This window comes from Streptococcus pseudopneumoniae ATCC BAA-960 = CCUG 49455 (assembly GCF_002087075.1).
GTDB lineage: Bacteria > Bacillota > Bacilli > Lactobacillales > Streptococcaceae > Streptococcus > Streptococcus pseudopneumoniae.
On record NZ_MWSM01000008.1, the window covers coordinates 21,534 to 31,835 of the forward strand.

12 protein-coding genes are annotated in these 10,302 nt (G+C 39.9%); all 12 read left to right on the forward strand.

Features of this window, described 5'->3' with window-relative positions:
- The first annotated feature begins 79 nt into the window (after positions 1 to 79).
- Positions 80 to 367, forward strand: coding sequence for a rhodanese-like domain-containing protein (locus tag B4W83_RS02020; RefSeq protein ID WP_000659161.1), 288 nt, complete (start codon positions 80 to 82; stop codon positions 365 to 367).
- Positions 368 to 538: 171 nt separating this feature from the next.
- Positions 539 to 1,864: a branched-chain amino acid transport system II carrier protein gene (gene brnQ / locus B4W83_RS02025; RefSeq protein WP_001074575.1), complete on the forward strand. Its 1,326-nt coding sequence runs from the start codon at positions 539 to 541 to the stop codon at positions 1,862 to 1,864.
- Between the two features lie 202 nt (positions 1,865 to 2,066).
- On the forward strand, positions 2,067 to 3,104 hold the full coding sequence (locus tag B4W83_RS02030; RefSeq protein WP_001077209.1) for a M42 family metallopeptidase: 1,038 nt from the start codon (positions 2,067 to 2,069) through the stop codon (positions 3,102 to 3,104).
- Position 3,105: 1 nt separating this feature from the next.
- The gene (locus B4W83_RS02035; RefSeq protein WP_000335625.1) at positions 3,106 to 3,576 is read left to right on the forward strand and encodes an HIT family protein; all 471 of its coding nucleotides are present in this window, start codon (positions 3,106 to 3,108) and stop codon (positions 3,574 to 3,576) included.
- Positions 3,577 to 3,578: 2 nt separating this feature from the next.
- Positions 3,579 to 4,295 carry an LD-carboxypeptidase LdcB/DacB gene (gene ldcB, locus B4W83_RS02040; protein WP_000747759.1) on the forward strand — a complete coding sequence of 239 codons (717 nt, stop codon included), beginning with the start codon at positions 3,579 to 3,581 and terminating at the stop codon, positions 4,293 to 4,295.
- 122 nt (positions 4,296 to 4,417) lie between these two features.
- Positions 4,418 to 4,843: a 50S ribosomal protein L11 gene (rplK, locus tag B4W83_RS02045; protein WP_001085812.1), complete on the forward strand. Its 426-nt coding sequence runs from the start codon at positions 4,418 to 4,420 to the stop codon at positions 4,841 to 4,843.
- A 207-nt stretch (positions 4,844 to 5,050) separates the two neighbouring features.
- Complete coding sequence (rplA, locus tag B4W83_RS02050; protein ID WP_001085675.1) at positions 5,051 to 5,740, forward strand: 50S ribosomal protein L1; 690 nt, start codon at positions 5,051 to 5,053, stop codon at positions 5,738 to 5,740.
- A gap of 332 nt (positions 5,741 to 6,072) precedes the next feature.
- Entirely contained in the window at positions 6,073 to 6,435 is a 363-nt protein-coding gene (locus B4W83_RS02060; RefSeq protein ID WP_000895069.1) for a protein-export chaperone SecB, read from the forward strand.
- A gap of 398 nt (positions 6,436 to 6,833) precedes the next feature.
- Positions 6,834 to 7,079, forward strand: coding sequence for a hypothetical protein (locus tag B4W83_RS13765; protein WP_007284765.1), 246 nt, complete (start codon positions 6,834 to 6,836; stop codon positions 7,077 to 7,079).
- A 400-nt stretch (positions 7,080 to 7,479) separates the two neighbouring features.
- Complete coding sequence (locus tag B4W83_RS02070; protein WP_001240792.1) at positions 7,480 to 8,472, forward strand: ABC transporter ATP-binding protein; 993 nt, start codon at positions 7,480 to 7,482, stop codon at positions 8,470 to 8,472.
- 1 nt (position 8,473) lies between these two features.
- On the forward strand, positions 8,474 to 9,292 hold the full coding sequence (locus B4W83_RS02075; protein WP_000240166.1) for an ABC transporter permease: 819 nt from the start codon (positions 8,474 to 8,476) through the stop codon (positions 9,290 to 9,292).
- Between the two features lies 1 nt (position 9,293).
- Complete coding sequence (locus B4W83_RS02080; RefSeq protein WP_000760735.1) at positions 9,294 to 10,079, forward strand: ABC transporter permease; 786 nt, start codon at positions 9,294 to 9,296, stop codon at positions 10,077 to 10,079.
- Positions 10,080 to 10,302: the final 223 nt, after the last annotated feature.

Genomic DNA, 10,302 nt, shown 5'->3' on the forward strand with positions numbered 1-10,302 from the left:
GAAGTCAGTAACCATACCTATGGTAAGGCGACGCTGACGTGGTTTGAAGAGATTTTCGAAGAGCATTAGGAGAAAAAGAATGAAAGAAATAACCTTTGACGCATTTTACCAGCTTTATCAAAACGACCAACTTTCTCTAGTGGACGTGAGAGAAGTGGACGAATTTGAAACTCTTCATTTAGAAGGTGCCCACAACCTACCACTTAGTCAATTGGCTGATACCTATGATCAGTTGGATAAGAACCAGTTACATTATGTTATTTGCAAATCTGGAATGAGATCGGCGCGTGCTTGCCAATTTCTAGCTGAACAAAGTTATGAGGTTATCAATGTACAAGGTGGCATGACGGCCTTTGAAGAACTCTAAACGTAAGAATTTTCTCCTGCTTGGTGTGGACTGGGTAGGAGAATTTTATTTTTAGACAATTCTCATTTTTAAGAATCTTGAAAACATTCAATATTTACTTCGTGAAGCTTTTTTCATACTCCTATTCATGATATACTAGGTCAGTATTTTATAAATATGAAGGAGATTTTCATGGCTAAAAAAGGTGCCCTAACAGGTTTGCTCCTGTTTGGAATATTTTTTGGTGCGGGGAACTTGATTTTTCCGCCTTCTCTAGGTGCTCTATCTGGAGAACATTTTCTTCCTGCCATCGCAGGTTTTGTTTTTTCAGGCGTAGGTATCGCCGTTTTGACCCTTATTATTGGAACGCTAAATCCTAAAGGATATATTTACGAGATTTCAACAAAGATAGCGCCTTGGTTTGCGACTCTTTACCTCTCAGTTCTTTACTTGTCAATTGGTCCATTCTTTGCTATCCCACGTACAGCTACAACAGCTTACGAAGTAGGGATTAGCCCCCTTTTGTCGGATGCAAATAAAGGTCTTGGTTTGATTGTCTTTACGATTCTGTATTTTGCAGCAGCCTATCTAATTTCGCTCAATCCATCAAAAATCTTGGATCGCATTGGACGTATTTTAACGCCAGTCTTTGCGATTTTGATCGTTATCTTGGTTGTTTTAGGAGCTATCAAATACGGTGGAACAAGTCCTCAAGCTGCTTCAGCTGCTTATCAAGCTTCTGCCTTTGGTACAGGTTTCCTAGAAGGTTATAATACCTTGGATGCCCTTGCTTCAGTTGCCTTTAGCGTAATCGCAGTTCAAACCTTGAAACAACTTGGATTTTCAAGTAAGAAAGAATACATTTCGACTATTTGGGTGGTTGGTATCGTTGTAGCCCTTGCCTTCAGTGCTCTTTACATTGGTTTAGGATTCCTTGGAAATCATTTCCCAGTACCAGCTGAGGCTATGAAGGGTGGAACACCAGGTGTTTACATCTTGTCACAAGCCACTCAAGAAATATTTGGCTCAACAGCTCAACTCTTCCTTGCAGCTATGGTTACCGTAACCTGCTTTACAACAACTGTTGGTTTGATTGTGTCAACAGCTGAGTTCTTTAATGAGCGTTTCCCACAAATCAGCTACAAGGTTTATGCGACAGCCTTTACCTTGATTGGATTTGTCATTGCCAATTTGGGTCTTGATGCGATTATCAAGTACTCAATCCCTGTACTGGTTATCTTGTACCCAATCACCATTGCCATCGTTATGATTGTCATTGTCAACAAATTCGTGGCTCTTTCAAAACCAGGTATGCAGTTGACAATTGCTGTTGTTACAGCTATTGGCATTGCAAGCGTACTAGGAAGCTCCTTTAAGGTTGAATTTTTTGCAAATCTTGTTAGCGTTCTTCCTTTTGCCAAGGCCTCACTCCCATGGTTGGTGCCAGCCATCGTTGGAATCTTGCTCTCATTGGTTCTACCTAACAAGCAAGAAAGTGATGTTTTTGAAATGGAATAATCACTAATACTCTTCGAAAATCTCTTCAAACCGCGTCAACGTCGCCTTGTCGTACTCAAGTACAGCCTGCGGCTAGTTTCCTAGTTTGCTCTTTGATTTTCATTGAGTATAAAATCACTTTTGTAGTCAAGGCTACAGGAGTGATTTTCTTTTTTTATCCGATGATAAATGTGTTATAATAGGTAGCAAAAGAGGTAAATAAATGAATCAAACAGTAGAATATATCAAAGAACTGACAGCTATTGCGTCGCCAACGGGCTTCACTCGTGAGATTTCGGACTATTTAGTCAAGACTTTAGAAGATTTTGGTTGTCAGCCAGTTCGCACAGCCAAGGGCGGTGTCAATGTGACCATTAAAGGTCAAAAAGATGAACAACACCGCTATGTGACTGCCCATGTAGATACGCTGGGTGCTATTGTCCGTGCTGTCAAACCAGACGGCCGTCTCAAATTGGATCGTATCGGTGGCTTTCCTTGGAACATGATTGAAGGAGAAAACTGTACCGTTCATGTGGCTAGTACAGGTCAAAAGCTATCAGGTACCATCCTCATCCACCAAACTTCTTGCCATGTCTACAAGGATGCAGGAACTGCAGAACGCACCCAGGACAATATGGAAGTGCGTTTGGACGCCAAAGTAACCAATGAAAAAGAAACTCGTGCCTTGGGGATTGAGGTCGGTGATTTTATCAGTTTTGACCCACGAACTGTCGTGACAGAGACAGGTTTTATCAAGTCTCGTCATTTGGATGATAAGGTCAGCGCAGCGATTTTGCTTAATCTGCTTCGCATTTATAAGGAAGAGAAGATTGAATTATCTGTAACAACTCATTTTGCCTTTTCAGTCTTTGAAGAAGTGGGACATGGGGCTAACTCTAATATTCCTGCTCAGGTAGTCGAATATCTGGCTGTTGATATGGGAGCTATGGGAGATGACCAGCAAACAGATGAGTACACAGTGTCCATCTGTGTCAAGGATGCTTCTGGACCTTATCACTATGACTTCCGTCAACATTTGGTTGCCTTGGCGAAAGAACAAGATATTCCATTTAAGCTGGATATCTATCCATTTTATGGTTCTGACGCTTCAGCGGCTATGTCTGCAGGGGCAGAGGTTAAACACGCCCTTCTCGGTGCTGGTATCGAGTCTAGCCATTCTTATGAGCGTACTCATATTGACTCGGTGGTTGCAACAGAGCGTATGGTTGATGCTTATCTGAAGAGCGCATTGGTAGACTAATATGTGCCTGATTTGCCAGAGAATTGAGCTCATCAAGAAGGGAGAAAATCCCTATTTTGTCAAAGAATTAGGAACAGGATATGTAGTCATTGGAGATCACCAGTATTTTGCAGGCTATAGTCTTTTTCTAGCCAAGGAACACGTTACCGAATTGCACCATTTGAAAAAGGAAACAAGACTACGTTTTCTCGAAGAAATGAGTCTAGTCCAAGAGGCAGTTGCCAAGGCCTTTGCTGCTGAGAAAATGAATGTTGAACTGCTAGGAAATGGCGATGCCCATCTCCACTGGCATTTTTTTCCTAGACGAAGCGGTGATATGAATGGTCACGGTCTCAATGGACGTGGTCCAGTTTGGTGGGTTCCCTTTGAAGAAATGACAGCAGAAACCTGCCAAGCAAAACCGGAAGAGATTAAAAAATTAGTCGAATGTTTATCGTCAGAAGTAGATAAACTATTAGAAATAAAGGAGTAGAAATGAAAAAAAGATACCTTGTCTTGACAGCCTTGATATCCTTGAGTCTAGCAGCTTGTTCACAAGAAAAAGCAAAAAATGAAGACGGAGAAGCTAAGACAGAACAGACAGCCAAGGCTGATGGCACAGTCGGCAGTAAGTCTCAAGGGACTGCCCAGAACAAAGCAGAAGTGGTCAATAAAGGTGATTACTATAGCATTCAGGGTAAATACGATGAAATCATCGTAGCCAATAAACACTATCCTTTGTCGAAAGACTATAATCCGGGGGAAAATCCAACAGCCAAGGCTGAGTTGGTCAAACTCATCAAAGCCATGCAAGAGGCAGGCTTCCCAATCAGTGACCATTACAGTGGCTTTAGAAGTTATGAAACTCAGACCAAACTCTACCAAGATTATGTCAATCAAGATGGGAAAGAAGCTGCCGACCGTTATTCTGCTCGACCTGGCTATAGCGAACACCAGACAGGCTTGGCCTTTGATGTGATTGGGACTGATGGTGATTTGGTAACAGAAGAAAAAGCAGCCCAATGGCTTTTGGATCATGCAGCTGATTATGGCTTTGTTGTCCGTTATCTCAAAGGCAAGGAAAAGGAAACAGACTATATGGCTGAAGAATGGCACCTGCGTTATGTCGGAAAAGAAGCAAAAGAAATTGCTGCAAGTGGTCTCAGTTTGGAAGAGTATTACGGCTTTGAAGGCGGAGATTACGTCGATTAAAAAATAAACTTTTCTCTTGCAATTCCAGATAAATAGTGTATAATAGATGGGTATGTGAAAAGCATACTTGTGGGAGGTAAAAATCTCTAATTACCGCCAAAACCACAAAGGAGGATTTAAAAATGGCTAAAAAAGTCGAAAAACTTGTAAAATTGCAAATCCCTGCTGGTAAAGCTACACCAGCTCCACCGGTTGGACCTGCTCTTGGTCAAGCTGGTATCAACATCATGGGATTCACAAAAGAGTTCAACGCTCGTACAGCTGACCAAGCTGGGATGATTATTCCAGTTGTTATCTCAGTTTACGAAGATAAATCATTTACTTTCGTTACGAAAACACCACCAGCTGCTGTTCTTTTGAAAAAAGCTGCAGGTGTTGAAAAAGGATCAAGTACACCTAATAAAACTAAAGTTGCTACAGTTACTCGTGCACAAGTACAAGAAATTGCAGAAACTAAGATGCCAGATTTGAACGCAGCAAACGTAGAGTCTGCAATGCGTATGATCGAAGGTACTGCTCGTTCTATGGGATTCACTGTTGTTGACTAATCAATAACACAGTAGAAAATCTCACAGCAGTCTATTAGTTGCTTTTCATACTAGGCAAGTGACTGATACTTGTACTTGGGTACAGCAAGGGAACTTAAGGCTGTAGGAAAAGGAAAGTAATAGACTGAAAACCCGCAAGACTTCATCATTTCGAGGAGTGACGTGGGAGATGAAAATCGATTGAACCACTTACAAGGAGAATAGAAAATGGCTAAAAAAAGCAAACAACTTCGTGCTGCTCTTGAGAAAATCGACAGCACAAAAGCATACAGCGTAGAAGAAGCTGTAGCACTTGCAAAAGAAACTAACTTTGCAAAATTTGACGCAACTGTAGAAGTTGCTTACAACTTGAACATCGACGTTAAAAAAGCTGACCAACAAATCCGTGGAGCAATGGTATTGCCAAACGGTACTGGTAAAACTTCACGCGTTCTTGTTTTCGCACGCGGTGCAAAAGCTGAAGAAGCAAAAGCTGCTGGTGCAGACTTTGTTGGTGAAGATGACCTTGTTGCTAAAATCAACGACGGTTGGTTGGACTTCGACGTAGTTATCGCTACACCTGATATGATGGCTCTTGTTGGACGTCTTGGACGTGTCCTTGGACCACGTAACTTGATGCCAAACCCTAAAACTGGTACTGTAACAATGGATGTTGCTAAAGCAGTTGAAGAGTCTAAAGGTGGTAAAATCACTTACCGTGCTGACCGTGCAGGTAACGTTCAAGCAATCATCGGTAAAGTATCATTTGAAGCTGAAAAATTGGTTGAAAACTTTAAAGCTTTCAACGAAACAATCCAAAAAGCAAAACCAGCTACAGCTAAAGGAACTTACGTAACAAACTTGACTATCACAACTACTCAAGGTGTTGGTATCAAAGTTGACGTAAACTCACTTTAATCAGTAGTTAAAGTAATGTAAAAAAGTTGAAGACGCTATGTCTCAACTTTTTTTGATTTCAAAATCTAGTGGAATAAATCTGGAATAGTCCATCGAGATTTCTAATACTCTTCGAAAATCTCTTCAAACCACGTCAACGTCGCCTTGCCGTGAGTATGGTTACTGACTTCGTCNNACAGTGTTTTGAGCTGACTACGTCGGTTCTATCCACAACCTCAAAACAGTGTTTTGAGCTGACTACGTCAGTTCCATCTACAACCTCAAAACAGTGTTTTGAGCAACCTGCGGCTAGTTTCCTAGTTTGCTCTTTGATTTTCATTGAGTATAACACATTGTTAGAAGTTGGTTTAAATTCCCTAATCAATTTGTTCACATTTACCTTCGATATATTATATCCCATAGTTAAGGTTGGTCATACAGATGATTATAGTCATGGAGCCGTAAAACTTAGTGTTTCTTTAGTTGACAAAGATGCCATGAAAAAAATATCTGTAACTGTAATAGGATATTTTGAAATAAATATAGATGAAAATATCACCGATATTCTATACGTAAATGGTACTGCTATTCTTTATCCTTATTTACGTTCTATTGTTTCAATAGTTTCGGCAATTGATAGCAGTGAAGCAATGTTGCTACCTACCATTAATGTTTTAGAGTTACTAGATAAATCTCAACCTTTTGAAGAAGAATAATTTATTAGCTCACTAAATTGAGGGTAAGGAAAAGTAAAAGCAGTAAGAAAAATGTCTTGCATTATACAGCAACCTTTTGGGAATGAGTAGATGGATTGAATAAAATTTGATTAAGAGTGGATGATTTATCTGTAGATTATTATTGGACAGTTAGTCTTGAAGTAGTCTAAGAATTAGGTTATAATCAGTAGAAGCCTTGCTAATAATGAGGAGGTTAGTTTATGTATAGTAGACTGAATCTAAAATAGTATGAAACAATTGCTAAAACATTTATAGAAATTAATTTTACTTTTCCAATCAATTTGTTCTCATCTTATTTCAATCCGCTATATATTATGGTATCGAATCTTCATCAGAATGATAAAATTAATCAATTAATATCTGATTACAAACAGAATATGAAAGCTTTTTATATCACTATTGAAAAATTTATACGAGATGATGAAAGTCTTAAGTGTTATTTTACAAAGGTTATTTCAAGTCGTTCCAAGGTAACAAGTCTAAATCAGATTGAAGCTGATAAAACGATACAAAGAAAATATTCAAGTGAGCTAAAAAAATTTATTGGATTTTATAATGAGATTATTTGTGAGGAAAATAGTTTCCTACATGTACGAAAGAAGTGGTCGAGTTGGTTTAGGTAGTCGGTGCGTGAGTTGATAATTCTCAGGGTATGGACTTCTTTTTCATGAATGAGGTAAAAGAGCAGGTATTGTTTAGAGACAATCATTTTGAGCATATTTTCTGGATAGAGGGAGTATCCGATTTTATGATCAAAGTTAATACCGCCCTCTGGTGAGAAGATGAGTAGGTTGGTAATTTAAACTATTCAACTGAATTTTTGATTAAAAGTATTATTTTATGAGAGAAATCCTAATTTCACAATCCATAGGCAAACGCTTGCATTCTGTTTTTTATTGGACTATAATAGATTGGTATAAAGCCTTCTGTAGTAATAAAATATAGAAGGTGTAGAAAGTAAGGATTTAGAATATTTGTAGTTAAAAACACAATGTTGCTATTCCTTATGATAGGGAGATAGATATGGCAATGATAGAAGTGGAACATCTTCAGAAAAATTTTGTGAAGACTGTTAAGGAACCGGGCTTGAAGGGGGCTTTGCGCTCCTTTATTCATCCTGAAAAGCAGACCTTTGAAGCGGTCAAGGATTTGACCTTTGAGGTTCCAAAAGGGCAGATTTTAGGATTTATCGGGGCAAATGGTGCTGGGAAGTCGACAACCATTAAAATGCTGACAGGAATTTTGAAACCAACATCTGGTTTTTGTCGGATTAACGGCAAGATTCCCCAGGACAATCGGCAAGATTATGTCAAAGATATTGGGGTTGTTTTTGGACAACGCACCCAGCTATGGTGGGATTTGGCACTGCAAGAGACCTACACGGTTTTGAAAGAGATTTATGATGTGCCAGACTCGCTCTTTCATAAGCGCATGGACTTTTTGAATGAAGTCTTGGATTTGAAGGACTTTATCAAGGATCCTGTGCGAACTCTTTCACTGGGACAACGGATGCGGGCGGATATTGCAGCTTCCTTGCTCCACAATCCCAAGGTTCTCTTTTTAGATGAGCCGACCATTGGTTTGGACGTTTCGGTCAAGGATAACATTCGTCGTGCCATTACTCAGATCAATCAGGAGGAAGAAACAACCATTCTCCTGACCACTCACGACTTGAGCGATATTGAGCAACTCTGTGATCGGATTTTCATGATTGACAAGGGGCAGGAAATTTTTGATGGAACGGTGAGCCAACTCAAGGAAACCTTTGGCAAGATGAAGACGCTCTCCTTTGAACTGCTACCAGGTCAAAGTCATCTCGTCTCTCACTATGAAGGTTTTTCGGATATGACCATTGATAGACAAGGAAACAGCCTCAACATTGAATTCGATAGTTCTCGCTACCAGTCAGCTGATATTATCAAGCAAACCCTGTCTGATTTTGAAATCCGCGATTTGAAGATGGTGGATACGGATATTGAGGATATTATCCGTCGCTTCTACCGAAAGGAGCTCTAAGATGGTCAAATTGTGGAGACGTTATAAACCCTTTATCAATGCAGGTGTTCAGGAATTGATCACCTATAGAGTCAACTTTATTCTCTATCGAATAGGCGATGTCATGGGGGCTTTTGTGGCCTTTTATCTCTGGAAGGCTGTCTTTGATTCTTCGCAAGAGTCTTTGATTCAGGGCTTCAGTATGGCGGATATCACCCTCTACATCATCATGAGTTTTGTGACCAATCTTCTGACTAGATCCGATTCGTCCTTTATGATTGGGGAGGAGGTCAAGGATGGCTCCATTATCATGCGTTTGTTGCGACCAGTGCATTTTGCGGCCTCCTATCTTTTCACCGAGCTTGGTTCCAAGTGGTTGATTTTTATCAGCGTTGGCCTTCCATTTTTAAGTGTCATTGTTTTGATGAAAATCTTATCTGGGCAAGGGATTGTAGAAGTGCTGGGATTAACTGTCCTTTATCTCTTTAGCCTAACTTTGGCTTATCTGATTAACTTTTTCTTTAATATTTGCTTTGGATTTTCAGCCTTTGTGTTTAAAAATCTTTGGGGTTCCAATCTACTCAAGACTTCCATAGTGGCCTTTATGTCTGGAAGTTTGATTCCCTTGGCTTTCTTTCCAAAGGTTGTTGCAGATATTCTGTCCTTCCTGCCTTTTTCATCCTTGATTTATACCCCAGTCATGATTATTGTTGGGAAATACGATGCTAATCAGATGCTTCAGGCACTCGCTTTGCAGTTTTTCTGGCTCTTAGTGATGGTGGGCTTGTCTCAGTTGATTTGGAAACGAGTCCAGTCCTTTATCACCATTCAAGGAGGTTAGTATGAAAAAATATCAACGCATGCATCTGATTTTTATCAGACAATACATCAAGCAAATCATGGAATACAAGGTGGATTTTGTGGTTGGTGTCTTGGGAGTCTTTCTGACTCAAGGCCTGAATCTCTTATTTCTCAATGTCATCTTTCAACACATCCCATCCCTAGAAGGTTGGACTTTTCAAGAAATTGCCTTTATCTATGGTTTTTCCTTGATTCCTAAGGGCTTGGACCATCTCTTTTTTGACAATCTCTGGGCACTGGGGCAACGCTTGGTGCGAAAAGGAGAATTTGATAAGTATCTGACTCGTCCTATCAATCCTCTCTTTCACATCTTGGTTGAGACCTTTCAGATTGATGCCTTAGGCGAACTCTTGGTCGGTGGTATTTTATTGGGAACAACCATGACCAGCATTGTTTGGACTCTTCCAAAATTCCTGCTTTTCCTAGTTTGTATTCCTTTTGCGACCTTGATTTATACTTCTCTTAAAATCGCAACAGCCAGTATCGCCTTTTGGACTAAGCAGTCAGGCGCCATGATTTACATCTTCTATATGTTCAATGACTTTGCTAAGTATCCGATTTCTATTTACAATTCTCTTCTTCGTTGGTTGATTAGCTTTATCGTGCCTTTCGCCTTTACAGCCTACTATCCTGCTAGCTATTTCTTGCAGGACAAGGATGTACTCTTTAACATCGGAGGTTTGATTTTGATTTCCCTTGTCTTTTTTGGTATTTCCTTGAAACTATGGGACAGGGGCTTGGATTCTTATGAAAGTGCTGGATCCTAAGATGAAGAAACTCAAAGCCTTGTCTTAGGACAGGCTTTTTCTAATAGAGATGAAAATTCCTTGACATCTATTCTCAGAGTGCTATACTGTAAGTGTAATCGCCGATTTATCTCAGTTGGTAGAGCAAGGCACTCGTAAAGCCTAGGTCACAGGTGAACATATGACTGAAGATTTGAAAAAATAGATATGTATAAATAACCGTTAACCCCAATTATTCACCCCT